This is a genomic window from Chitinophaga pollutisoli, from assembly GCF_038396755.1.
Taxonomy (GTDB): domain Bacteria; phylum Bacteroidota; class Bacteroidia; order Chitinophagales; family Chitinophagaceae; genus Chitinophaga; species Chitinophaga pollutisoli.
In genome coordinates this window covers 3,049,555-3,073,501 of the sequence record NZ_CP149822.1, presented here as the reverse complement: position 1 = coordinate 3,073,501, position 23,947 = coordinate 3,049,555, and the positions used below count along the sequence as shown (strand labels likewise).

Sequence of the window (23,947 nt, the reverse complement as noted above, 5' to 3'; positions counted from 1 at the left end):
TTTACGCATTGGATCAGATTTTGTTGTGGTGAGGCATAAATGTAGGAAAATTTAGCCTCATGCCGGACGCCGGTCGAATTCATTAACTTTGCACAAATTCTGTAAGCATTTTGATTGAGAAAACACAGGTAGTATCAGCGGACGAACGTGCCGTGCTGATTGGACTGATCCACAAGGAGCAAACGGAGCCCCAGGTACAGGAGTACCTGGACGAGCTGGCATTTCTGGCCGAAACGGCCGGCGCCACGGCGGTGAAGCGCTTCACCCAGCGGCTGCCGCACCCCGACAGGGCTACTTTTATCGGGAAGGGCAAGCTGGAGGAAGTACGGCAGTATGTGGCCGGGAAAGACATCCAGCTGGTGATCTTCGACGACGAGCTGACCGGCTCCCAGATATCCAATATCCAGAAAGAGCTGAAGGTGAAGGTGATCGACCGGAGCGACCTGATCCTCGACATATTCGCCCGGCGCGCCCGGACGGCCCAGGCCAAGGTGCAGGTGGAGCTGGCGCAATATCAATATATCCTGCCCCGCCTCCGCGGTATGTGGACGCACCTGGAAAGGCAAAAAGGGGGTATCGGGATGAGGGGGCCTGGTGAAACGGAGATCGAGACGGACCGCCGTATCGTGAAGGACAAGATTTCCCTGCTCCGCAAGCGCCTTGCCGAAATCGACAAGCAGGCCCTCACCCAGCGGAAAGACCGCGGGGAGCTCATCCGGGTGGCCCTGGTGGGTTATACGAATGTGGGCAAGAGCACGATCATGAACCTCCTCAGCAAAAGCGAGGTATTCGCGGAGAATAAGCTCTTCGCCACACTGGACACTACCACACGAAAGGTCGTGTTTGAGCAGACGCCCTTTTTGCTGAGCGATACGGTAGGTTTCATCCGTAAGTTGCCGCACCATTTGGTGGAGAGCTTCAAATCCACGCTGGACGAAGTCCGGGAGAGCGATATCCTTATGCATGTGGTGGATATCAGCCATCCGCAGTACGAAGACCAGATCGAGGTGGTGAACAGGACGCTGACCGAGTTGAAATCGCTGGACAAGCCGACCATACTCATCTTCAACAAGATGGATTTGTACGAAAAGCAGACTTTTGACGAATGGTTGACGGAAGATGTGAAAAACGACATCCTGAACCAGTTGAAAGAAAGCTGGCAGCATCGTTCGAACGGGAATTGCGTATTCATTTCCGCGACGGAGCGCCGGAACATCGAGGAACTGCGTAAAACGATTATGGATAAGGTGATGCAATTATACCGGGAGCGTTATCCCTATAAATCCGAATTTTTCTATTAATGGCGAAGCAATACAACTGGTACCGGATGGCCGGCGCGGATGACCTGGTGGCGGAGGAGTCCCGCATTACGGTGCAGGAAGTGAACGGGAAAAAGATTTGCGTGGCGCGCCACGGGGGCGAGTTGTATGCTTTTGCTTATAAGTGTCCGCATGCGGGGGGCGTTATGTCCGACGGTTTTTTGGATGACCGTGGGAATGTGGTGTGCCCCCTTCACCGTTACAAATTTGCGTTACGGAACGGATATAATTCCAGTGGCGAGGGTTTTTACCTCCGCACTTACCCTATTGAACGCCGCGACGACGGCCTGTATATCGGCATGGAAAAAAGCTGGCTCAGCTGGTAATTTTTCCACGTTTTTCACCCCAAACAGGTATATATACCCTCTCTAAAAATGAATAAAATGGCAAGCCGCCATTTTCATTTTCGTGCTCTTTTTTCCGCTACATTGGGAGCATGATCGTTCAGAAAATTTCAACAGGCGAGGAAAAACCAACTTATATAGAAATCGCTGGCAGCAAGGATTTCCGGCTGCTGACGAAGCACCGGTATTCTTTCAACCGGCGTGTGTACAAGCGCACTGCGGAGGCCTATATGCTGCGCCTCGAAGTGGATAATGATATCCTCGGCGCCATGAAGCTGAAGCATTTTCCAGCTGAAGAAATTATAGAAGTAGAATTGTTATCGAGCTCGAAGGAAAACATCGGGAGAAATAAAATCTATGACCGGATTCCGGGTTGTTTATTGGCCTATGCCTGTTATAAATGCTACCTGGAACATGGAAAAGACGCGATGGTGATGTTGAGACCTAAAACGGTCCTGGGTCAGCATTATATGGACAAATATGGAATGAAGGTGAAGGTATGTTTCTCGCGTTAGAAGAAGATGCGCTAAAAGAAATGATTAACCAATATCTGTTTATTTATGAGAAAGCAGCTTAAAAGATCAAAAAAATTGAAGAGAGCCGAAAGCCGCTATTGGGAACACCATGTGGTGCCTGTAAGGCGGACAAAAAAGGAGCAGTATGAGTGTTCAGATATGATTTGGAAATGGAGAATAAATGACAAGGAAAAGGAAAACTGTCCTAGACTGCTCGAGGTAAAAATGAACTACCTCCGCTGGCAGATTGACCAGTACCTCCGTAACAACGTTTTCCGGCAGCAGCTGACGTTCGGCCATTTTCTGAAGGAGTACATGGAGCGTATGGACAGGCCGGTGCAACAGATCGCGTCGGAGATCGATGAGCCGGTTGCGTTGCTGGAAGCCTTGATGAAAAACGAAATATTACCGGAGAATGGCATCTTTTATAAGCTGGAATTGCATTCCAACGCACTGATTCCGGCGGAGCAATGGAACAGGACGATCTTCGGCCGGAAGCGGATGCGTTTTATACGGGAAGGTTACCTGGAGGAAGTGGCGCGGGTATCTGTTCGGAATGCAATCGGCGTGAGGGCCTGGGGTGTAAAGAAAAAGGCCGGGCATTCATAGCGCCGGCCTTGGTTATTTGAGCGTCAGGTTCACGTTATTCGAAGGACAGTTTCAGATTGGGAAGTCCCATCTCATCATGCGGAGTGGAGGGGCGATGCAGTTGCCAGGTAACGGGGAAGTAGGCGCCTTTCTGCATGCGGGTTTCCGGCAGATTGAGGCGATATCCGATCTGGGGGATATTGAAATCGATATTGAAAGGAACGGTGTTCAGGAAATAGTTGAACAGTTTCACCGTCAGTTGGTTTTTACCGGCCTCCAAAGGCAATAATACATAGTGATCCAGACTTTCCTTGCGATAAGGATTATTTTGGATGAGGAGCTGTTTGCCATTGAGGAAAACCATGATGCCGTCGCCGCTTGTGAACTTCACCAGCACTTGCTGTGTGGATGGAGCGGTGATCTCCTGGAGGAGGTAATGGGCGGTCATGGCGCCGGCTGGGCGTTTGGTGTCGATGTAGTATGTTGTTCCGTTCTTCCATTCGGGGTGCGCGGTCCATACCTTGCCGTCTTTGTTAGGCCAGGGTTGGGAGAGTTCTACCTGCGCGAGGGAGCCGTGTGTTCCGCCGGGGCCGGAGAATAGGGGGCCCAGGATGTGGATGGGGCCACGTTGCAATGTGGCAACATCGTTCTGCAGTTGGAAGGAAGTGCCGCCTTCGAGCCGGACGGGCGTGGTGCGGTTGCCCAGTTGCAGGTTGATCGTACGGCCTTTTTCCTCTTCGGTGAAGGTCAGTATGGGGCGGAAGGCACCGCTGCGTTGGGGCTCCAGCGCCCAGGCGTTTCTGATCGTACTGGTGAAGCTGGTGTTATAATCGATGGTGGCGTTGCTGAAGTAGGGAAACGCGTTGGCGTTATCCAGGATGAGCCCTTTTGCCAGGGGGCGGATGTTGGCCGGGGGCACCGTGTAGCCGCCGGACAGTGTGATCTCCACAACCGGGAAGAGGCCGCTCATGTCGAGGCCGGCCGGTAGCTGGATGCGTAGGCCGTCTTTTCCAGTGGTGTATTTGACGGAAGTGGGTGCATTCATGATACGGGCGGAGGTTACTTTGCCTTTCAGGCCGGGTAGGAAGATGGTGTTATCCGCCGGGCGGTTCATGAGATGCAGGTACAATTTGTCCGGCCGGCTGGTGATGCTGCCCCAGGCAAAGGGGACGTGGAAGGGATCGGGTTGTGTGCCGTAAATAGCTTCGCGGTGTGCATCCAGCCACTGGCCGATCGAGAGCAGTACGTCGCGTTCGAATGCAACAACGGAGCCGTCGCCTTTGGGCCCGATGTTCAGCAGGAAGTTCCCGCCGCGGGAGGCCACTTTCACGAGGCTCGTCAGTTTTTCGCGGATCTTGGCGTTGATATCGCCGCGCTCCTGCCAGGAACGGTATCCCCAGGTTTCGTGGAAAAAGATGCCGGGCTTTGCCAGGGTACGCCGATGATGTAGTCGGGTTCCTGGTTGTCGCCCATCACGGTGAAGTCGCCCTGGTTGTTGCCGATACGGCTGCCGATCATGCAATTGGGTTGGAGCTTATGCACCAACGCCCGCATTTCCTCGCTTTGCTGCCGGGTCATCTGGCCCATGTCGAACCAAAGCTCGGAAACCGGACCGTATTTCGTGAGCAGTTCGGTGATCTGCTGCAGGTTGTAAGTATGGTGTGCGGGAGGAATAGAGTCGGAGTTGCTGCCGGAAATAGGCATCGCCGGAGGGAAGTGCCAGTCGATCAGTGAAAAGTACAGTCCAAATGCGATGCCCTGGCGGCGGCAGGCTTCCGACAGCTCTTTCAGGATATCTCTTTTGTAGGGTGTGGCATCCATGATATTGAACGTCGTGTAGGCGCAATCCCACAGGGCGAACCCATCGTGGTGTTTGGAAGTGATCACCACCGAGCCCATGCCCGCGCGTTTGGCGAGTGTGGCGATGCTGTCGGGGTTCCATTTGTCGGGATTGAATCCCTGGGCCACTTCTTCGTAGGCGTCGTTATATAATCCGGCGGCATGCGCGCGGATCTGTTCACTGAGGCCGCGGCTGATCTTCTTGTTCTCCCACACGCCGCCCAGTTTGCTATAAACACCGAAGTGGATGAACATGGAGTATTTGCGGTCGCGCCATTGTTGAAGTGCGGTTGGTTCTATCTGGGCTGATGCGGTTTGCCATAAACCGATACAGCCCATTATGATACAAAAAAGACGTTTCATGTGTCCAAAGTAGGAAAAGGAACTTAAAAAAGTATACCTTTCATCATATGATCCCTTTGGGTGAAAATAGGACCAGTTTCTGTGAAAAAGTTATCTGGATTACGGGGGCTTCGTCCGGCATCGGAGCGGCTTTGGCAGTTCAATTGTCTGCTATGGGCGCCTTGCTGATCCTGACTTCCCGGAATGAAAGCGAATTAGCGAAAGTGAAGGGCCGTTGCAGCGGGCAGGTGGTTATTCTGCCGGCGGAGCTCACCGGTGGAAGCATCGCTGCATTGGCGGCTGCAGCGTTGGCTATTCACGGGAAAATCGATATGCTGGTCAACAACGCGGGAATCGGCCAGCGCGCCACCGCGGAGGAGACTTCGGAGCATGTCTTACGCCAGATCATGGAGCTGGATTTTTTCGCACCCGTATTGTTGACGCAGGCCCTGTTGCCATATTTCCGGCGGCATGGCGGGCATGTAGTGGTGACGGGAAGCATGGCGGGGCTCATGGGGGTGCCGCGCCGCACGGCGTACGCAGCCGCCAAACATGCCGTGATGGGGTATTTCGAGTCCTTACAAGTGGAACATGGGATAGCGGGGTTTTATATCACGATTGTAAGCCCCGGCCGGATACGGACCCAATTTTCCCTGAACGCTCTCCGCGGTGCTGGCGAGCCCCACGGTCAAATGGACAAAGCCCAGGAGAAAGGCATTCCGGCAGCTGTTTGTGCCAGGAAGATCATCCGCGCCATTGAACGCAAACAACGCCATGTCGTGATCGCCCGCGCCGAAAAATGGTTATGGTGGCTCCGGAAATGGGCGCCCGCCCTCTATTACCACGCTTCCCGCAAGTTGGGAAGATAAAACCATGCAATAACACGTTAACCGGCTGCATATCATTACAACCTCCGGAATTGTGCCCCCGCCCCCTACTATAAAGCTTCCCGCAAATTCGGGGCATAGTAACCTTAAACGGTCATTTCCTGCACTGAACTATATAGATATCCTACCTATATCCCACCCATAAGCCACCCATATCTTACCCATATCTTACCTCTATCAGGATAGCTAAAAGGTAAGACATAGGTAAGATATGGGTAAGATATCTGTAGGATATGCATATCTTATCCGGACGGATAATCCGCAAAGAGGCCGGAGCAAAGCCGCTTTGAATAATGGGAATAGCCGATGAGCCGCTTTGGAAGGAACGTGATTCCTGGGAAGGGCCGCTGCCTCCGCTTTGCCGCAGTGCATGAATCTACCTCCCATAAGTACCCTTTTACCGCTGTTGACGCGGTATTATACTGATTTAAGTAGCCTCGTGCCAACCGCTTCCGCGCTAAATTGCCGAAGACAGATATTATATTTTTATGAAACCGGCAGGCATCGCACTCACCATATCTTTACTCCTGCCCTTTTCCGCCATCCGCGCGCAGTTTGCAGACTCGCTCGAAGTGCGGATTGGGACACGCGCCACCATCGCCACCAGGGACTACCAACCTTTCTGGCTCACGGCCAATAAATTCGGGACGATCTCCGATCGCAAATCCGACGTTTCTACCTACATCCGCGCTACCAACGCCCATACTTTCGGGCGGGCAGGCGACTGGCGGCTGCAATACGGCGTCAGTCTATACAATAACAACCACTTTCGCCGAAATTTCTTCGAAGAAGCCTATGTGAAATTCGCGTTCCGGAAACTGGAACTCCGGGCAGGACGATACGAAGAAATCATCGGAGACGTGGACCCCGACCTCTCCTCCGGATCCCTCGGCGTCAGCGGCAATTCGCTGCCGATCCCCAAAGTGAGCATCGGACTGAAGGAATACGCTGATGTCCCCTTCACCAACGGATGGCTCCAGGTAAAAGGGCAGTTCAGCCACGGATGGATGGGCCGCAATCAATTCATCCCCTACGCATTCCTCCACGAAAAGAATTTCTACCTCCGGATCGGTAAGAAGAAACTACGCGTCTACGGTGGCATCCAGCATTACGCCGTTTGGGGCGGCAACCGGAAAGATCTACCAAAAATCAAGAATAGTTTTAAAGATTACCTCGACGTAGTGCTGGTGAAGGAAGCAGACGACGGTACCGTGATCTCCGACGAAATCCGCCCCAACCGCCCGGGCGATCACCGCGGCGTACTGGAAGGCGGCCTGGAATGGGAAAACGAAAATGTCGCTTTCCGTGCTTACCGGCAAACGCCCTTCGAAACCGGCCAAAACGTCGATTTTCGGAATACCGACGCCCTCATGGGCATCAGCTTCCGCGACAAACGGGAAGGCGCCGTGTTGCTGAAAGCCACGCTGGAACTCATCAATACGAAAAAAATGAACGACTGGCACCCCAGGCAGGTGCGGGAAAGCTATTACAACAATGGCGTGTACCTGACCGGCTGGGAATATGAAAACCATATCATCGGAACACCATTGTTCGTCAACCGCAGCCGCGGCCAATATTATTTCGACGACACGCAGCCGTTCGACTACAGCGAGCGCTGGAACGTTATCCGGAATAAAGGTTGGAACATCGTTAATAACCGCGTGAGCGGCGTGCATCTCGGGGCGTTGTACCGTATCGGCAGCACCCTGGAAGGTAAAACCATGCTGACGTATACCAAAAACTTCGGCACCTACGATCCCGGACCAATTGATGGCCCGCTCAGCCAGTGGTACGCCATGCAGCAGGTGCGTTACAACGCGCCGGTACCCGGCCTCACCCTTACGGGAGCCGTGGGCCTCGATGGCGGCGACATGAGCAAGACGGCCGGCTTCATGCTGGGCGTGGAGTGGCTCTTCAGGCCCGCCAGGCGCTAAAGCTGTTTCTCGAAAATACCCTGGATAACGGCATGAAGATTCTTGAAAAGGAATGGCTTGGTCACATACCCGGCCGCTCCTTTTTCCATGGCCATACGCACATCGTCGTACTCCGACCGCGCGGTGAGCATCACCACGGGAATGTCGTGCAACGTAGGATCATTGCGGAATGTGTCGAGCAGGTCGAGGCCATTGAGCACCGGCATGTAAATATCGCTGATCACGAGGTCGGGCAGCAAGGCGCGTGCGGTACGGATGCCTTCTTCCCCGTTGGACGCAACGGCAACGGTGTACTGATGCAATTCCAGCAGCGATCTGAGCGCTTCGGACAAGCCGGGCTTATCCTCAATAAGCAGGATGGTGTTGTTCATTACTGTTCAGCTTTGTACCTGGCACAAAATCGATTTAGATGGCGTCTGCGAAGTCTTCGAAAACCAATGTAAAGGTAGTTCCCTCGTTCACCCCGCTACTTACTGAAATCGTGCCGCGATTGGATTCCACGAAAGTTTTGACAATAGAAAGACCGAGACCGGTGCCCTCTATACCGTCCACATTGCTGCCACGGTAAAAAGAGGTAAACAGGTACGGAAGGTCGCTTTCCGGGATGCCGATGCCGTGATCACGGAAAGTGATGACCAGTTTTTTCTTTTTGTACGACAGTTTAACGGACGGATTCTTTTGCGTGGAATATTTAAAGGCATTGCTGATAAGGTTGGTAAAGACTTTGGCCAGCTGGTCGCGGTCTGCCAGGATGGGCCTGGGCTCGCCTTCGACGCTTAGGAGCAGCGAGCGCTCGTCTTTTCGCTGCGAAAAATACTGATACCGCAGGGCTTCGATGATCTGTTCCGGCGCCACGGCTTTGCGGTCGGGCTCCCAGTTGTTGCCCGCCATCCGGCTGAGGGCCAGCACTTCGTCGAGCATGGAATTGAGCTGGAAGATTTCGTCCGCCATTTTGCGGAGTTGCAGTCGGTGGAAGGAGGACAGTTGCCCATCGAGTTCCAGGCGCGCCTCCAGGAGGTCCATCGCGGAGGAGATGGCGGTGAGCGGCGTTCTGAACTCGTGCGACGTCATGGACATGAACTGAACTTTCATCTGCTGCAAGGATTTTTCCTGTTCGAGATCCTGCAGGCGTTTCTGCAGTTCTTCCGCCTGTTCTACTTTCCGGCCGATGGCCAGCCAGTATTTTTTTCCTTCGATTTTAAGCGGGCTGACGCGGAAATTGATCAGCGCGATATTGCCGTTCTGTGAAACCGGCAACAGGAAAGCTGCGGGTAAAGGTTTGGGGAACGCTTCCAGGCGTTCGCCACCGTAGGCGGATTGAAGGGGAAGACCCCTGAGCTGCGAGGCTTTGCCGTTGGTCAGTGTGTCTATAGCCTTTCTGTTGGCGTTCAGGACGATTAGCTTGTCTGAGCTGATGATCAATACAGGGTCCTCAATGCCGCGCAGCATGTGGCTTACCCTGATAGATTGGTTAGGCTTCATGTCTTAATACTGTCTGATATGGTTCTTCGTCGTAAAAGGTTCTTCAGTTTTCCGGAAATATCCGGCCGGGTTTCACACGAGAAAGATAGTTAATTTACACCGCATAATCAGCGCACTTTTTGCAGTTTTCGCATTACACGTTGTTACAAAGCTTACATACGTTTTACTCGAATATGATTATTGTTAATTTGTTACTTGAAATAATAATACAGCAATTCCCGTTCCGTTTTGAATAGCTATCAATAAATTAATGCATCTGCTAATATTTTTTTAAAATTTGGACTTATCTTTGATAGTATACTATCCTATTTCATTATTCGAGGTGCAGCTGCATCTTTATTGCGAAAACCATATCAACGTTAACCGTAATATGATAACTATTGGCATCATTGAAGACAACCATTTTCAACTCAATAACTATAGAGAGTTTTTAGAAGATTTTCAGGAATGTAAGGTTGTATTCGCCTGCCGGTCCATGGAAGAGTTCAGGGCGCTGCCTTATAAGGCCCCGGACGTTAAAGCCATCCTGCTGGATATTTCCCTTCCGGGAGATTCAGGGATCGAGGGGATGGAAGAATTAAAACAGCATTACCCGGATGCGAAGATCATCGTGCTGTCGGGCCACGACGGCCAGCAGTACGTCATCGAATCCATCATGCATGGGGCCAGCGGCTATATCATCAAAACCAGCCGCCTCATGGAAATCTATCATTCGATCCTCGACGCCGTCACACAAGGCGGCACCCTTTCGCCCAAGGCCGCCCATCTGCTCATCAACCACATTTCCAAAGACCCGCTCGAAAGCATCCGCGACCGGCTCACCAAACGGGAGTACGAACTGCTGGGGCTTTTGAAAGACGGACATTCCTATAAAGAAATGGCCGAGCGGCTCTACGTGACCGTTCACACGATTAACCAACATCTGAAAAAAATTTATTCCAAGCTCAACGTCGCTTCAAAATCTGAGCTGATTTCCAAAATCTGGTCGAATAATCTTTTCTGAAATATCTGTTCAGCCGGCCGCTTACTGTTTTGAGTAATACGCTTTCGGCTGCTCTCTGGTTTTATACTCTACTTAGTAATATTTATGGCGCGCGGTATGCTCTAATATTGTAACTGTGCTTAAGCAGTGAACCCAGACCATATCAATTGTGCTTTATGACCCAAGAGTTGAAGAACCGGAATGCTTTATTGAACACCTTGCTGGTAGCGGCTTGTGCGCTATTTGCCTCCTGCGTGAGCACGAAGAATGCAACGTATTTCAATAACGTGAACAACGATACGGCGGTGCAACGCATCGCCGGAACTTTCGAACCGGCGATCCAGCAGAACGACATTCTGCAGATCACCGTCAGCAGCCTGAACCCGCAGGAAGCCATGCTGTACAACGTGCCCAATTCCGCCAGCAGCGGAGCCACAGCCGTATCCGGCGCCGCCCCCGGGGCAGGTTTCCTCGTGGACGCGGCCGGTAACATCCAATACCCTGTATTCGGATCCATCCGCGCCGCCGGCCTCTCCACACAGTCGCTGGCAGACACCATCCGCCGCCGCTTCGTGGACCGCCAGCTCCTCGTGGACCCCGTGGTAAACGTCCGTTTCCTGAACTTCCGCGTTACCCTGCTCGGCGAAGTATCCAAACCCGCCGTGATCACCGTCACCAGCGAAAAGATCTCCATCATGGAAGCCCTCGGCATGGCGGGCGACATCACCGTGTACGGCAAACGCGATAACGTTATGCTGATCCGCGACAAGGAAGGCGCCCGCACCGTTAAAAGGCTCAACCTCAACGATGCCAGCATCCTCTCTTCCCCTTATTACTATTTACAACCCAACGATATCGTTTACGTGGAACCGACCAAGTCGAAAGTGGCCCAGGCCGACCGCTCCCGGCAAATACTGCCCGTGGTGCTCAGCGGACTCAGCCTCCTCGTCATCATCCTCGACAGGCTCGTGATCAAGTAAACAACCGTTCCTGAAAACCCGCGGAACTGCCGCAACGAGAGACAGACCATAGTTGATAACCATATTGAATTGAAAAACCATGAAGCAGCAGACGAATGCCCATAAACGTGTGGAACCGCAAGAGTCGTCCGCCGACCTGCTGGCCATGCTCCGGTTCCGATACCTGAGCTACTGGCCGCTGTTTGTGCTGGCGGCACTCATCGCGGCGGGAGGAGCCTGGGCCTACCTGCGCTACGCCACCCCGGTCTATAAGGTTTCCGCCTCCCTCCTCGTGAAGGACGAAGCCAAAGACCTCAACGAATCGAACATCCTCAATTCACTGGACCTGTTCGGTTCCAAAAAGAATATCGAAAACGAAATCCAGATACTCACTTCCCGCACCCTCATCCGCGACGTGATCCGGAAACTCGACCTGTACGGGGAACTTTTCGTGAAAGGGCGCCTGAAAAACGTGGCCGTGTACGGCGAATCTTCACCGGTGACCTTCCATTTCATCGAGCCCTGGGCTATTAAAGACGGCCCCTCCGAATTCGTGAGCGTAGGTTTCGATCACCGGAAAAAACAAGTGTTGCTTAACAGCAAACCATATTCCATCAACGATACCACGGGCACGCCCTGGGGCCGGATGGTGATCCGCGTGCGCGATGTTTCTCAGCCTGTGGCGGAAGGGCAATACTTCCTGAAACTTACCGGCGAGCGCAACCTCACGCAGCAGATCCTCGCGAGAATGAAAATCATGCCGGTGTCCAAAATGGCTACTGTCATCAATCTCGAATACCTCGACGTGCTCCCTGCCCGCGGCGAAGCCATCGTGAACGACCTGATCCGTGTATATAATGAAGCAGCCGTAACGGATAAAAACCGGATGGCCGCCAGCACCATGTCGTTCGTGGAAGAGCGCCTGCGCATCGTAACGCGCGAACTGAGCGAAGTTGAAAAAGAAGTGGCGAGATTCAAGACGGATGAAGGGATCGTGGATATCAGCGAGCAGAGCAAAATGTTCCTGGGAAGTGTGCAGGAAAATGACTCGAAGCTGAATGAAGCCAATTTGCAGCTGTCTGTCCTCGCATCCATTGAAAAATACGTGAATGGGAAAACGGAAGGGGTGAACATGGTGCCGGCTACGCTGGGCCTGAGCGACCCCGTGCTGCTGGAGCTTGTTAATAAATTATATGAAACGGAACTGGAGAAGGAACGGTTGAAGAAAACCACCGGCGCCAACAGCCCTTCCCTCACCGCACTCAACCGGCAGGCCGAAATGCTGAAACCCGGCATCCTGGAGAACATCCAGAGCCAGCGCTCCAACCTGGAAGCGGGCAAAGCGAAACTGCTGTCGGCCAACGACCGCTTCATGGGCATGCTGCGCAGCGTTCCCGGCAAGGAAAGAGCTTTGCTGGAAGTAAGCCGTCAGCAAGCCATCAAGAACAACATTTACACATTCCTTTTGCAGAAACGGGAAGAAACGGCGCTGGCGTATGCCGCCGCCATTTCCGACAGCAGGATCGTTGACGGGGCCGAAACGGCCGGCGTGCCGGTAAGTCCCCGCAAGATGATGGTCTATGCCATCGCGGTGCTGGGGGGCATTGCGGTGGTGGCCATCTGGATCACGCTGAAAGATATGCTGAAACGCGAAATCACTTCCCGCGCGGAAATAGAGAAAGAAACGTCGGCCCCCATCGTGGCGGAACTGCTGCACGACGACAGCAAGGAGCCGCTCGTGATCACCGACGGCCGCCGGAGCCTCGTGGCGGAGCAGTTCCGCAATCTGCGGACATCGCTTTCCTACATCGGGCTGAACGGCGGTAACAAAACGCTGCTGGTGACCAGTTCGATTTCCGGGGAAGGAAAAAGCTTCGTGTCGCTGAACCTCGCATCCAGCCTATCGCTGTTGCGGAAGAAAGTAGTGCTGATGGAGTTTGACCTCCGCAAGCCGATGCTGAGCAATATGCTGGATATCAACCGAGAACCTGGCATTACGAATTACCTGGTGGGCAAGGCGCAGATCAGCGACCTGGTGCGCCCGGTGCCGGGGAACGAGCATCTGTTCCTCATCCCCGCCGGCGTGATCCCGCCGAACCCAACCGAGCTGATATTGAACGGGCGCCTGGAAGAACTGATCCAGGAGCTGCGCGAGATGTTCGATTACATCATCATCGACTCCGCGCCGGTGGGACTCGTGACCGACGCCCGGCTGCTCGCTCCTTTGTCGGACGCATGCCTGTACGTCATGCGCCACCAGGTTACGCCACGGCAGTACCTGAAGCAGATCGACGAGCTGTACCGCACCGGCGAAATGGGGCGCCTGAGCCTGGTGTACAACGGCGTGAAGCCACGCGGCGTCGCCAATCACACCTACGGTTACGGGTATGGTTATATGGAAGATCAGAAAAATGGGACCAGCAAGAAATTGAAAAACATGTTCAAATAGTATTCACGCGGCCCGGCCGCTTACACGATAGCCTTTATTGAAAACCCGGCTTCATCATGTGAATGAGGAGCGAAGCCATGCTTCTTCCCGCCTTTGTAAATTCTCCGCTATGAAAACTGATTGCGATTCGTTCACCGTAAAATGCTAGACTATGAAACAGGAATTGCACGCCTGGTATGCTGTCTATACCAAGGCAAAAATGGAAAGAAAAGTTGCTGATCTGTTAGCCCGCAAGCAACTGGAAAGTTATTGCCCTATGAATGTTATTGGGAAACCATCTGCTGACAGGCGGAAATCGTCCGAAGAACCGCTGTTTTCATCGTACGTGTTCGTCCGTATTCCGGAAGGGATGCTGGACGCCGTACGTGAAACGGAAGGGATTGTCAATTTCGTGTACTGGCTGGGCAAGCCCGCAGTGATCCACGACGGTGACATTGAAATGATCCGCCGGTTCATGCGCGAACATCGTACCGCCTCGCTGGAAAAAATCCCCATGCGCATCGCGGATACGGATCCGGTGAAGGGTTCGACGCTGCTGTATTACCGTGGCAGAACGCCGGAATCCAACCGCAACAAGGTAAGAGCGGTGCTCTCCAGCCTGGGCTATGCCCTGGTGGCGGCGGCGCCTGTTCATGATCTTAATGTCCGCAAAGCTGATTACATCTATGCATAAACCAGACAATACGCGCATGCAGCATGTGATTTTATGCGGTGGCTCCGGCACCCGGCTCTGGCCGCTTTCGAACCGGCAGACCCCCAAGCAGCTGCTCCCGCTTTTCGAAGACAAAAGCCTCCTGCAGTTGACTTACCTCCGCAACCGTCCCGCCTGTAAAGGCGTGCTCGCCATCGCAGGGGCCGCGCAGGCGGAGCTTATCGCCAGCCAGCTCATCGATGAAGGCGCGCAGGTCCGTTGCATCGCCGAGCCCGTGGGCCGGAATACAGCGGCCGCCATCGCCATTGCGGCCTTCGTGTCCGCCCCGGCCGATATCCTGCTCATCACCCCCTCCGACCACCTGATCGGTACGCCTGACCGCTACGCCGCGGCATTGGACGAAGCGAAACGGCTGGCGGAAGCGGATTTTGTGGTGACGTTCGGCTTGAAGCCCACCTACCCGGAAACCGGGTTCGGATATATCCACCACCAGGGAAACGAGGTGCTACGCTTCGTCGAAAAGCCCGATGCCGCTACGGCTTCATTCATGCTCGATAACGGCGATTATTTGTGGAACAGCGGGATTTTCTGCGCGCGGGCTTCCGTCTTCCTCGACGAATTGCTCCAACATTCTCCCGCCATCTACCACGCCGCTTCCCGCGCCGCCGCCGAACTGGTGCGCACGGGCAGCATTTCCCGCGAAGCCATGATCGCCATTCCGTCCGACAGTATCGACTATGCCGTGATGGAAAAAAGCGACCGCGTGAAAGTGGTGCCCAGCGATATGGAATGGAGCGATGTAGGCAGCTACGAAGCCCTCACCCAGGCGCTCACCCAGCAATTCCAATACTCCAACGACCAGGCTGTTTTCATTGACAGCGATCCCGGCAACAGTACCGTTATCGGGAAAAACAAGCTGGTGGCCCTGGTGGGCGTGGATAACATGGTGGTGGTCGACACGCCGGGCGCATTGCTCATCATGCAGAAAGGAAAAGGACAAGTCATTAAACAATTGCACAACTGGGTCGCCGAGAATCGCCCCGAACTGCTGTAACCCGCTAACCTACATGGAAAAGAACGCTAAAATATATATCGCCGGGCACCGCGGAATGGTGGGCGGCGCTATCAAAAGGAAACTCGAAAAAGACGGGTTTCAACGAGTTATCACCCGCACGTCTGGCGAGCTGGACCTGCGCCGGCAAGACCAGGTGCAGGCATTCTTTGAAGAAGAGCAACCCGATTACGTATTTCTCGCTGCGGCGAAAGTGGGCGGCATTCATGCCAACAACACTTACCGCGCCGAGTTTTTGTACGATAACCTGATGATCGCCGCCAACATCATCCACGCGGCGTATACGCAAAATGTCCGGAAGCTGATGTTCCTCGGCAGCTCCTGCATTTACCCGCGCATGGCGCCGCAACCGATTGTGGAAGACAGTCTGCTGACCGGCCCGCTCGAAGCCACCAACGAGCCTTACGCCATTGCGAAGATCACGGGGATCAAGTTGTGTGAGGCTTACCACGATCAGTACGGTTGCAATTTCATCAGCGTGATGCCTACGAACCTGTATGGCATCGGGGATAATTACCATCCTGAAAACTCGCATGTGCTGCCGGCGCTCATCCGCCGGTTCCACGAAGCCAAGCAGGCGAATAAGCCTTCGGTAACGGTTTGGGGGACAGGTACGCCGAAGCGCGAGTTCCTGTATGCCGATGATCTCGCCGAGGCCTGCGTCTTCCTCATGGAAAATTACGACGGCCGCGAGCTGGTGAACATCGGCGCGGGTGAGGATATGAGCATCCGGGAGCTGGCGGAAACGGTGCGCGACGTGGTGTGCTACGAAGGAGATATCATTTTCGACGCCACCAAACCGGACGGTACGCCCCGCAAGCTCATGGATGTTTCGCGGCTGCATAAACTGGGATGGAAGCACAGCACGGAGCTTCGCCAGGGTATAGCGCAGGCCTACGGCGATTTTCTCCGGAAACAATATCATCATTTGAATGCCATGCATCAATAAAAAATATTTGACATGAAAGTAGTTGTAGTAGGAACAGGATATGTGGGATTGGTGACCGGCGCCTGCCTCGCGGAAGTGGGGACCGACGTGGTGTGCGTGGATGTGGACGCCGCCAAAATTTCGCGGCTGGAAGAAGGCATCCTGCCCATTTACGAACCGGGGCTGGAAGAGATTGTGACGCGCAATTTCAAAAACGGCCGGTTGAAATTCAGTACCAGTCTTGAATTCAGCATCCCTGACGCGGCCGTGGCCTTTATCGCTGTGGGAACGCCCCCCGGTGAAGACGGCTCCGCGGACCTGCGGTACGTGCTCCAGGTAGCCAGAGAAATCGGCCACCACATGACGGCGCCGCTGGTGATCGTTACGAAGAGCACCGTGCCGGTGGGCACCGCCGTGAAAGTGAACCGCGCGGTAAAGGAAGCACTCCAGGACCGGAGCGCCTCCATCGATTACGACGTGGCCTCCAATCCTGAATTCCTGAAGGAAGGCGCCGCCGTGGCTGATTTCATGAAGCCCGACCGCATCGTGGTAGGCGTCAACAATGATCGCGCCGCCAAAGTGCTGGAAGCGCTGTACGCGCCGTTCCTCCTGAACGGGCATCCCATTTTGTTCATGGACGTGGCCTCCGCGGAAATGACGAAGTACGCCGCCAACGCCATGCTGGCCACCAAGATATCGTTCATGAACGACATCGCCGGGCTTTGCGAACTGGTAGGCGCGGATGTGAATAAAGTCCGCAAAGGCATCGGCAGCGACCCGCGCATAGGGTCGCGGTTTATTTATCCGGGCATCGGGTACGGGGGATCATGTTTTCCGAAAGACGTGAAAGCCCTCATCCGAACAGGCCTCGAATACGACCGCAGGCTTCGCATCCTCGAAGCGGTGGAAGCCGTGAACGACGATCAGAAGAAAGTCATGTTCGACAAAATATTCCGTCATTTCGACGGCCAGCTAAAAAACAAAACAATCGCCCTCTGGGGGCTTTCCTTCAAACCGAACACCGACGACATGCGTGAGGCCCCGTCGCTGGTGCTCGTTGCTTCCCTCCTGGAAGCCGGCGCCAGCGTACGGGTTTTTGACCCCGTGGCCATGCATGAAGCGCAGAAAGCCCTGGGAGACGCCGTGGAATGGTGCTCCGACCTCTACCATGCCGCCGAAGGCGCCGATGCCGTGGCGCTGGTAACGGAATGGAACGAATTCCGCCTGCCCGACTGGAAACGGATCGGCGCACGCGTGCTGTTCGACGGCAGAAACATCTACGACGACGTGACGCTGCATAAAAACGGCATCACCTATTACGGCATCGGAACCATTCAACCCTCCATCCAAAAAATGATAACCATATGAAAGTCGCATTGATTACCGGCGTAAACGGCCAGGACGGCGCATACCTCGCCGAGCTTTTACTTGAAAAAGGATACATGGTGCACGGCATCAAACGCCGCGCATCGCTCATCAATACCGAGCGGATCGACCACCTTTACCAGGACCCTCACGAGAAGAACGTCCGCTTCAAACTCCATTACGGGGATATGACGGATTCCACCAACCTGATCCGCATCATCCAGGAAACGCAGCCCGACGAGATCTACAACCTGGCGGCCATGAGCCACGTGCGCGTGAGCTTCGATACGCCGGAATATACCGCCAATGCCGACGGCATCGGCACCCTCCGCATCCTGGAAGCCCTGCGCATCCTGAAGCTGGAGCAGAAAACCCGCGTGTACCAGGCGTCCACTTCCGAACTGTACGGCCTCGTGCAGGAAGTGCCCCAGCGCGAGACAACGCCTTTCTATCCACGTTCTCCATATGCCGTTGCAAAAATGTACGCCTACTGGATCACGGTGAATTACCGCGAAGCATACGGCATGTTCGCCTGCAACGGCATTCTTTTCAACCACGAATCGCCCCTGCGCGGCGAAACCTTCGTGACCCGCAAGATCACCCGCGCCGCCGCCGCCATCGTACTTGGCCTGCAGGACAAACTCTTCCTCGGCAACCTCGACGCCAAGCGCGACTGGGGCCACGCCAAAGATTACGTGGACGCGATGTGGCGCATCCTCCAGCAGGATACGCCTGAGGATTTCGTGATCGCCACCGGCATTACGACCACGGTCCGCGATTTTGTGCGGATGGCGTTTGAAGAAGTGGGCGTGGAGCTGGCTTTCATTGGTACCGGCGTCAACGAAACGGCGGTGGTGACGGCTTGCCGCAACAAAGAATTCATCCTGCCCATCGGCAAGGAAGTAGTAGCGGTGGACGCGAAATATTTCCGTCCTACCGAAGTGGACCTCCTCATCGGCGATCCCACGAAAGCGAAAACCAAACTGAACTGGGAGCCGGCATACGATCTGCCCGCGCTGGTGAAGGAAATGATGGCCGCGGATGTGGAGCTTTTCCGGAAAAAGGACGTGGCGCAACTCGAACATCTGATCGGATAAAAATAAGAAAGCATGCAGGCAGCGAACAGAGTCGTAATGAATACGGGTTTGCTGTACGGGAAAATGCTGGTCACCATCTTCATCTCCCTGTACTCCACCCGGCTTGTGCTGAGCGCACTGGGCGCCCGCGACTACGGGATTTTCAATCTCATTGCGGGCGTGATCGCCATGTTGTCTTTTCTCAATATGGCCCTGACGCTTTCCACCCAGCGGTATATGTCCTATAATTTGGGAGGCGGGGATATGGAGCGGTTGAAGAAGGTCTTCAACGCCAGCATTCTCCTGCACCTGCTGCTGGGGATCGGGCTGGTGGTGGTGTTCGAGGTGGCGGGGTATTTCCTGTTCGGTCATGTGCTGAACATCCCGCCCGAACGGTTATCCGCCGCGAAGCTGATTTATCATTTCATGGTGGTGAGCGCATTTTTCACCATCATTTCCGTGCCTTACGATGCTACTATTAACGCACGCGAAAACATGCTGCTGGTGGCGCTCACCGGCATCGCGGAAGCGGTGATGAAACTCGCCGTGGCTTTGCTGTTGCAGAACGCCGGTTCCGACAGGCTCATACTTTTCGCCGGGCTTTCGGCTGCCACGGCCATCGCGCTGATGCTGTTCAAACGGATTTATTGCTCGGTGAAATACCCGGAAAGCCGCATCCGGATCGGGAAGTATAAAGACATGGCGTTGCTGAAGGAAATGTTCGCCTACGGCGGATGGAACATGTTTGGTGCGGTGAGCGTGGTAACACGGAACCAGGGCACCGCCATGATCCTGAACGTTTTTTTGGAACGATCGTGAATGCGGCCTATGGCATAGCCAACCAGGTGAACGCCCAGCTGAGCTTCTTTTCGGTGACGCTGATGCAGGCCCTCAATCCGCAGATTATGAAAAGCGAAGGACAAGGCAACCGGGAACGGATGTTGAAACTGGCCATGATCGCCAGCAAATTTTCGTTTTCCCTGCTGGCGTTCTTCGCCATCCCGCTGCTGCTGGAAATGCCGTTTGTGTTGGGTTTGTGGCTGAAGGAAGTGCCGGAATACACGGTCGTTTTTTGCCGGCTGATTTTACTCTGTACGATGGTGAACCAGCTTTCGGTGGGGATCCAGGTGGGGGTGCAGTCGGTGGGGAAGATACGGAAGTACCAGATCGCCGTGAGCTCGCTGCTGATGCTGAATCTGCCGGTGGCTTACGTCTTGCTGCGGATGGGCATGCCGGCATGGTCGGTATTGGCATCGGCATTAATGATCGAATTCGTGACTTGTACATACCGGATCGTGGCGGCCGAACGGTTGATCGGCCTGCCCGTCCGGGAGTTTTTAGGGAGCGTGGCGGCCAGGGCCGTGGGCAGCGTGCTGCTGGCTTTCTGCATCGCACTGCTGCCGTACAGGGCTATGGAAGAAGGCTGGGCACGGCTGATCGTGACTTGCCTGGTGAGCTCCGCCGCGCTGGCGGGAACGCTGCACTGGCTGGGCCTTTCCGCTTATGAATCCGGGAAAATCCGGGATGTGATGACGAAGGCGCTGACGCGGATACATCCGCGGCTCGCCGTGATTAAAAAAGCTGCGTGATGAACATTATATTCTTTACCAACATTAGCACCTTTCCGTACAACGGAGGCGAGAAGCTGCGGAGTTATTACCTGCTGAAAGCCCTCTCCGACCTGGGGCACACGGTCCATGCCGTGATTCGCAACGAAGAAGAGGCCGATCTCACCCGTTACCCGCTGCCAAACGTCGCTTTCCATATCCACCCGAAAAAGCCGCTCGCCGTCACGGAAAGACTCACGGGCAGCCACTATTTCACCAAATCGGCCGCCGTACTGGCATTGTTCGAACAGATTTGCCGGGAGCACAAGATCGACGCGGCCGTGCTGGACTACGGATACGTGGGCCATTACATCGGGTTTTTCCGCCGGCGCGGCATCCGGGTGGTGCTGGGCACGCACAACGCCCAGCCCGAAATCTCCAGGCAGCTGCCGGCTCGCAGCCTTCTTCAGAAGATCCGCAAGCTGCAGCTGGTAACGCTGGAACAGTGGCACGAGCGCAGCTACTTCTCCCGGGCGGACGCGGTGCTGGTGGTCAGCCACCACGACCTCGACTATCATCGCCGTTTCATCGACCAGAAGAAGCTTTTCCTCGTTCCCAATTTCCTCGACGAAACGGAATACGCGGTGAAAGCTCCCCGGCAGCAGCGCCTCCTGGTCATGACGGCCAACTTCTCCGTGTACCAAAACCTCGAAGGCCTGCGCTGGTTCGTTAACGAAGTCTGGAACCCGCAACTCGCCGGGAAATTCCGGCTCCAACTGGTAGGCCGCGGTTCCCGGGAAGCCCTGCAGCAGATCACGGGCGCCACGGAATGGGAGAATATCGTAGCCCTCGGGCGCGTCGATGACGTCAAGCAATACATCGCCAGCGCCGAAGGCGTCGTGATCCCCCTGCTCCACGGCAGCGGCACCCGCCTCAAATGCCTCGAAGCCATGGCCCTCAACACCCCCATCATCGCCACTCCGCGAGGCGTGGAAGGTGTGCTGAGCCATCACTTCATTTTGGCGGACACTGCCGCGGAATTCAGGGAAGCATTATTGCGGTTCGAAGGTTCGCCCCAGCGGGGAGACGCCCTGCGGGCCGATTTCATGAAGGAATACAGCGCGTCGGTGAACCGCCGCCGCCTGGAGGAAGCCATTCATTTCGCACGTCATGATCAATAAAATAAAAATAGCGCTCTACGCCCTGCTCAGCACGGTTAACGTCAACCTCATCGGTTCCATGAGGCTGAGCGAGATCCTGCTGCTTGGCCTCGCGCCAACCACCATCAAAAAGGACGATTTCTCCAGGTATCCTTACCTGCGGAAAATCATCCTGGCGCTGGCGCTTCTGCTCTTCTTCCAGATATTGACAGATATGGTGGTAGGCACCACGCCGCAGAATTACTTCCGCGGATGGGCGTCCATCATCATGTCGATGCTGTCTTTCCTTGTGCTGTTTAAACTCTTCAACAGCTACGAAGGCATCATGATTTACCTGTTCTTCATTATGCTCAAGAATATCTTTTATACGGACGACATCGTGACGTCCGACATGAGTTATTTCAAGTTCAAGATGGTGCCCATCCTGTCGTCCGCCGTATACCTCCTCAGCGCGTATTTCTACCGCCGGGGGAATATTAAGGCGGTGATGGCGGTGCTTTTCGGGTATTCGATCACCTGCGTTTCGTTCGACAGCCGCTCAACGGCCGTGGTTTTCTTCCTGTCTGCCATTATCATCTATTTTTTCAATTCGGGGTTGAAACTCACGAAAGCCAAGATCATCGCTTTCTCCGTCATCGCCCTGATCATATTCCAGGTTGCCTACATCTTCTACGTGGACGCGGTCAAAGCCGGTGAATTCGGCGGCGACCACGCCCGCGGGCAGATCGAACGGCTCGATAATCCTTACAACCCGCTCGAATTGCTCATGACCGGCCGCGGCGAAACCTTCGCCGCCGTTACCGCCATCGGCGACGCACCCGTGTTCGGGCACGGCTCCTGGGCCAAAGACCACACGCTGAAATACTACCAGATCCTCCTCATGTTCCATGACGAGGATTTCAATATCGAGAAAGCCTATTCCAAGGAGCAGCTTATCCCCAGCCACTCGATCCTCATGGGTGCGTGGATCAACTGCGGGATCGGCGGGTTCTTCTCGGTGTTGCTGGTGTTTTTCTTTTTGATGAAGATGGGATTGTACCTCATCAAAAACGGGCAGTCGCTGGCGCTGTATCCCGTGATTGTGCTGATGACCATTGGCCTGGTCTGGACCTTCGCGTTTTCGCCGTTCCAGCACCTCCGGTTCAGCGTGCCGGCCACGGGAGCCATCATCATGAGTGCGTATTACGATTTCGTGTACGCGGAAGAACCGGATTTTTCTGAACTCCTTTATACCAGTTAGACGAATGGAATACATTTATTATAAAGACGCAAAGGGTAATTTCGGCGACGATCTCAATGCCTGGCTGTGGCCGCAGTTTTTCGGTCCGCACGACCCCTCGTCCCCCAATGCTTTTGTGGGCATCGGGTCCATCCTCTGCCACGATTCCCCGCTCTTCCGCCACCTGGATCACCGCCGCAAGATCGTGTTCGGCACGGGCGTACGGCCGGCGTACCGTTCTTTCGCTTTCGACGGCAACTGGGATGTCCGTTTTTTGCGGGGGCCGCTTTCGGCCGGCTACTTCGGCCATGCGCACTCCTTTATCGCGGATGCGGCCTATGCGCTGGGGCTTTCCGCCGATTATGAGCGCATCGCCGCTACACCTAAGAAGCATAAAGTGAGCGTCATCCCTTACTTCCGGTCGCTGCCGTTTTTCGACTGGGAAAAAATATGTGCAGAACTGGGTTATCATTTCATCTCACCCACCGCCGAAAACGGCATCGTGCACACCCTCGAAGAAATCGCGGCTTCCGAAACGGTGATTGCCGAAGCGATGCATGGCGCCATCATCGCCGATATCCTCCGCGTGCCCTGGAGCCGCTTCGTGCTGAGCACGCCTTTTACGGAAGGTAGCGGCGTGTCGGAGTTCAAATGGATGGACTGGCTGTTTTCCATCGGTCAAACCGGGACAGATACCGCGCATGTCAAACTATACCGCAAATCTTTTCTGCATGGCTGGCTGAAAAAGGCGTCCGGGAATATCCTCAACACGGAGTTTCTCGTGAAAAGCGCCGTGCGGGAAGATCTCGTGAAGCAACTGGCGAACATCCGGAATTTCCACCTGTCAACCGACAAGGTCATAGACGATATCGACAACCGATTTTTTGAAGAAATCGCCGCCCTCAAAGCGGAGTTAAACACCGTTCATCATGGCGACAGATCCATTATTTGAAGAAAAAACCGACGCGCGCACCGGGAAGGTGAAGATGTACCGCGATAACCCGCTGTATTTCATGCGACGTTCCAACATCTCGCTGAAGAAAAGTATCCTGCTGTATCTCTATTACAGCGTGGCCGTGTGGCTGCCCGATCCGCCGCGGCCCATCGGAGGGCTTTGCCTGTCGTTCCGTACCTGGCTGGCTTCGAGGATTTTCCTCAAAGCGGGAAGAAATATCAAAGTGGGAAGAAATACCCGCTTCGGCAGCGGCATCAACGTGCAGATCGGAGATTTTTCGGGGTTGAATACCGGCGGATGGATCGGCAATGATACGATCATCGGCAACGACGT

General features: G+C 54.6%; 23 protein-coding genes. 19 read left to right on the top strand and 4 right to left on the bottom strand.

The annotated features are described in order from the left end of the window. Positions 1-110: 110 nt before the first annotated feature. The 4 genes from hflX to WJU16_RS12645 all read left to right on the top strand — a co-directional run bounded on the left by hflX (position 111) and on the right by WJU16_RS12645 (position 2,787). Entirely contained in the window at positions 111-1,301 is a 1,191-nt protein-coding gene (hflX, locus tag WJU16_RS12660) for a GTPase HflX (RefSeq protein WP_341833867.1), read from the top strand. Then, complete coding sequence (locus tag WJU16_RS12655; protein WP_341833866.1) at positions 1,301-1,645, top strand: Rieske (2Fe-2S) protein; 345 nt, start codon at positions 1,301-1,303, stop codon at positions 1,643-1,645. The genes hflX and WJU16_RS12655 overlap by 1 nt, the downstream gene beginning before the upstream one ends. 110 nt (positions 1,646-1,755) lie before the next feature. Next, entirely contained in the window at positions 1,756-2,178 is a 423-nt protein-coding gene (locus WJU16_RS12650) for a hypothetical protein (RefSeq protein WP_341833865.1), read from the top strand. A 225-nt stretch (positions 2,179-2,403) separates the two neighbouring features. After that, positions 2,404-2,787: a hypothetical protein gene (locus WJU16_RS12645; RefSeq protein ID WP_341833864.1), complete on the top strand. Its 384-nt coding sequence runs from the start codon at positions 2,404-2,406 to the stop codon at positions 2,785-2,787. A gap of 34 nt (positions 2,788-2,821) precedes the next feature. Here WJU16_RS12645 and WJU16_RS12640 read toward each other — a convergent pair whose 3' ends face one another. Next, the gene (locus WJU16_RS12640) at positions 2,822-4,120 is read right to left on the bottom strand and encodes an alpha-L-fucosidase (protein WP_341838664.1); all 1,299 of its coding nucleotides are present in this window, start codon (positions 4,118-4,120) and stop codon (positions 2,822-2,824) included. Beyond that, positions 4,105-4,968, bottom strand: coding sequence for an alpha-L-fucosidase (locus WJU16_RS12635; RefSeq protein ID WP_341833863.1), 864 nt, complete (start codon positions 4,966-4,968; stop codon positions 4,105-4,107). The genes WJU16_RS12640 and WJU16_RS12635 overlap by 16 nt, the downstream gene beginning before the upstream one ends. Positions 4,969-5,015: 47 nt before the next feature. Between WJU16_RS12635 and WJU16_RS12630 the strand changes: the two genes are divergently transcribed. Together WJU16_RS12630 and WJU16_RS12625 are read left to right on the top strand one after the other, a co-directional pair. Further along, a complete protein-coding gene (locus tag WJU16_RS12630) occupies positions 5,016-5,816 on the top strand; it encodes an SDR family oxidoreductase (protein ID WP_341833862.1) in 801 nt (266 codons plus the stop codon). 506 nt (positions 5,817-6,322) lie between these two features. Continuing rightward, the gene (locus WJU16_RS12625) at positions 6,323-7,768 is read left to right on the top strand and encodes a capsule assembly Wzi family protein (protein WP_341833861.1); all 1,446 of its coding nucleotides are present in this window, start codon (positions 6,323-6,325) and stop codon (positions 7,766-7,768) included. Here WJU16_RS12625 and WJU16_RS12620 read toward each other — a convergent pair. Next, entirely contained in the window at positions 7,765-8,139 is a 375-nt protein-coding gene (locus WJU16_RS12620) for a response regulator (protein WP_341833860.1), read from the bottom strand. The genes WJU16_RS12625 and WJU16_RS12620 overlap by 4 nt on opposite strands. A gap of 34 nt (positions 8,140-8,173) precedes the next feature. Continuing rightward, on the bottom strand, positions 8,174-9,250 hold the full coding sequence (locus WJU16_RS12615; protein WP_341833859.1) for a HAMP domain-containing sensor histidine kinase: 1,077 nt from the start codon (positions 9,248-9,250) through the stop codon (positions 8,174-8,176). A gap of 370 nt (positions 9,251-9,620) precedes the next feature. Here WJU16_RS12615 and WJU16_RS12610 point away from each other — a divergent pair, with 370 nt between their 5' ends. The 13 genes from WJU16_RS12610 (at position 9,621) to WJU16_RS12550 (ending at position 23,611) form a co-directional block, all read left to right on the top strand. Then, positions 9,621-10,253 carry a response regulator transcription factor gene (locus tag WJU16_RS12610; protein ID WP_341833858.1) on the top strand — a complete coding sequence of 211 codons (633 nt, stop codon included), beginning with the start codon at positions 9,621-9,623 and terminating at the stop codon, positions 10,251-10,253. A 155-nt stretch (positions 10,254-10,408) separates the two neighbouring features. Next, positions 10,409-11,212: a polysaccharide biosynthesis/export family protein gene (locus WJU16_RS12605; protein WP_341833857.1), complete on the top strand. Its 804-nt coding sequence runs from the start codon at positions 10,409-10,411 to the stop codon at positions 11,210-11,212. 79 nt (positions 11,213-11,291) lie between these two features. Next, positions 11,292-13,640 (top strand): polysaccharide biosynthesis tyrosine autokinase, encoded by a 2,349-nt coding sequence (locus WJU16_RS12600; RefSeq protein ID WP_341833856.1) that lies wholly within the window; start codon positions 11,292-11,294, stop codon positions 13,638-13,640. A 151-nt stretch (positions 13,641-13,791) separates the two neighbouring features. Beyond that, positions 13,792-14,313 (top strand): UpxY family transcription antiterminator, encoded by a 522-nt coding sequence (locus WJU16_RS12595; RefSeq protein ID WP_341833855.1) that lies wholly within the window; start codon positions 13,792-13,794, stop codon positions 14,311-14,313. After that, a complete protein-coding gene (locus WJU16_RS12590) occupies positions 14,306-15,346 on the top strand; it encodes a sugar phosphate nucleotidyltransferase (protein ID WP_341833854.1) in 1,041 nt (346 codons plus the stop codon). The genes WJU16_RS12595 and WJU16_RS12590 overlap by 8 nt, the downstream gene beginning before the upstream one ends. Next, a complete protein-coding gene (locus WJU16_RS12585; protein WP_404980346.1) occupies positions 15,327-16,313 on the top strand; it encodes a GDP-L-fucose synthase family protein in 987 nt (328 codons plus the stop codon). Before WJU16_RS12590 ends, WJU16_RS12585 begins: the two co-directional genes overlap by 20 nt. A gap of 12 nt (positions 16,314-16,325) precedes the next feature. Beyond that, positions 16,326-17,660: a UDP-glucose/GDP-mannose dehydrogenase family protein gene (locus tag WJU16_RS12580; RefSeq protein ID WP_341833852.1), complete on the top strand. Its 1,335-nt coding sequence runs from the start codon at positions 16,326-16,328 to the stop codon at positions 17,658-17,660. Beyond that, positions 17,657-18,754 (top strand): GDP-mannose 4,6-dehydratase, encoded by a 1,098-nt coding sequence (gmd, locus tag WJU16_RS12575; protein ID WP_341833851.1) that lies wholly within the window; start codon positions 17,657-17,659, stop codon positions 18,752-18,754. Before WJU16_RS12580 ends, gmd begins: the two co-directional genes overlap by 4 nt. Before the next feature lie 12 nt (positions 18,755-18,766). Beyond that, positions 18,767-19,552, top strand: coding sequence for an MATE family efflux transporter (locus tag WJU16_RS12570; protein ID WP_341833850.1), 786 nt, complete (start codon positions 18,767-18,769; stop codon positions 19,550-19,552). Continuing rightward, on the top strand, positions 19,549-20,322 hold the full coding sequence (locus WJU16_RS12565) for an MATE family efflux transporter (protein WP_341833849.1): 774 nt from the start codon (positions 19,549-19,551) through the stop codon (positions 20,320-20,322). The genes WJU16_RS12570 and WJU16_RS12565 overlap by 4 nt, the downstream gene beginning before the upstream one ends. Then, complete coding sequence (locus WJU16_RS12560; protein ID WP_341833848.1) at positions 20,322-21,461, top strand: glycosyltransferase family 4 protein; 1,140 nt, start codon at positions 20,322-20,324, stop codon at positions 21,459-21,461. Before WJU16_RS12565 ends, WJU16_RS12560 begins: the two co-directional genes overlap by 1 nt. After that, on the top strand, positions 21,451-22,680 hold the full coding sequence (locus WJU16_RS12555) for a hypothetical protein (RefSeq protein ID WP_341833847.1): 1,230 nt from the start codon (positions 21,451-21,453) through the stop codon (positions 22,678-22,680). The genes WJU16_RS12560 and WJU16_RS12555 overlap by 11 nt, the downstream gene beginning before the upstream one ends. Before the next feature lie 4 nt (positions 22,681-22,684). Further along, positions 22,685-23,611 (top strand): hypothetical protein, encoded by a 927-nt coding sequence (locus WJU16_RS12550; protein ID WP_341833846.1) that lies wholly within the window; start codon positions 22,685-22,687, stop codon positions 23,609-23,611. Positions 23,612-23,947: the final 336 nt, after the last annotated feature.

Bases quoted from the DNA above. Each gene is read 5' to 3' on its own strand.
- WJU16_RS12595 (WP_341833855.1), top strand. From the start codon at position 13,792: ATGAAACAGGAATTGCACGCCTGGTATGCTGTCTATACCAAGGCAAAA.
- gmd (WP_341833851.1), top strand. From the start codon at position 17,657: ATGAAAGTCGCATTGATTACCGGCGTAAACGGCCAGGACGGCGCATAC.
- WJU16_RS12555 (WP_341833847.1), top strand. From the start codon at position 21,451: ATGATCAATAAAATAAAAATAGCGCTCTACGCCCTGCTCAGCACGGTT.
- WJU16_RS12615 (WP_341833859.1), bottom strand. From the start codon at position 9,250: ATGAAGCCTAACCAATCTATCAGGGTAAGCCACATGCTGCGCGGCATT.
- WJU16_RS12630 (WP_341833862.1), top strand. From the start codon at position 5,016: ATGATCCCTTTGGGTGAAAATAGGACCAGTTTCTGTGAAAAAGTTATC.
- WJU16_RS12560 (WP_341833848.1), top strand. From the start codon at position 20,322: ATGAACATTATATTCTTTACCAACATTAGCACCTTTCCGTACAACGGA.
- WJU16_RS12570 (WP_341833850.1), top strand. From the start codon at position 18,767: ATGCAGGCAGCGAACAGAGTCGTAATGAATACGGGTTTGCTGTACGGG.
- WJU16_RS12620 (WP_341833860.1), bottom strand. From the start codon at position 8,139: ATGAACAACACCATCCTGCTTATTGAGGATAAGCCCGGCTTGTCCGAA.
- WJU16_RS12635 (WP_341833863.1), bottom strand. From the start codon at position 4,968: ATGAAACGTCTTTTTTGTATCATAATGGGCTGTATCGGTTTATGGCAA.
- WJU16_RS12645 (WP_341833864.1), top strand. From the start codon at position 2,404: ATGAACTACCTCCGCTGGCAGATTGACCAGTACCTCCGTAACAACGTT.
- WJU16_RS12590 (WP_341833854.1), top strand. From the start codon at position 14,306: ATGCATAAACCAGACAATACGCGCATGCAGCATGTGATTTTATGCGGT.
- WJU16_RS12650 (WP_341833865.1), top strand. From the start codon at position 1,756: ATGATCGTTCAGAAAATTTCAACAGGCGAGGAAAAACCAACTTATATA.
- WJU16_RS12550 (WP_341833846.1), top strand. From the start codon at position 22,685: ATGGAATACATTTATTATAAAGACGCAAAGGGTAATTTCGGCGACGAT.
- WJU16_RS12625 (WP_341833861.1), top strand. From the start codon at position 6,323: ATGAAACCGGCAGGCATCGCACTCACCATATCTTTACTCCTGCCCTTT.
- WJU16_RS12580 (WP_341833852.1), top strand. From the start codon at position 16,326: ATGAAAGTAGTTGTAGTAGGAACAGGATATGTGGGATTGGTGACCGGC.
- WJU16_RS12600 (WP_341833856.1), top strand. From the start codon at position 11,292: ATGAAGCAGCAGACGAATGCCCATAAACGTGTGGAACCGCAAGAGTCG.
- WJU16_RS12605 (WP_341833857.1), top strand. From the start codon at position 10,409: ATGACCCAAGAGTTGAAGAACCGGAATGCTTTATTGAACACCTTGCTG.
- WJU16_RS12655 (WP_341833866.1), top strand. From the start codon at position 1,301: ATGGCGAAGCAATACAACTGGTACCGGATGGCCGGCGCGGATGACCTG.
- WJU16_RS12610 (WP_341833858.1), top strand. From the start codon at position 9,621: ATGATAACTATTGGCATCATTGAAGACAACCATTTTCAACTCAATAAC.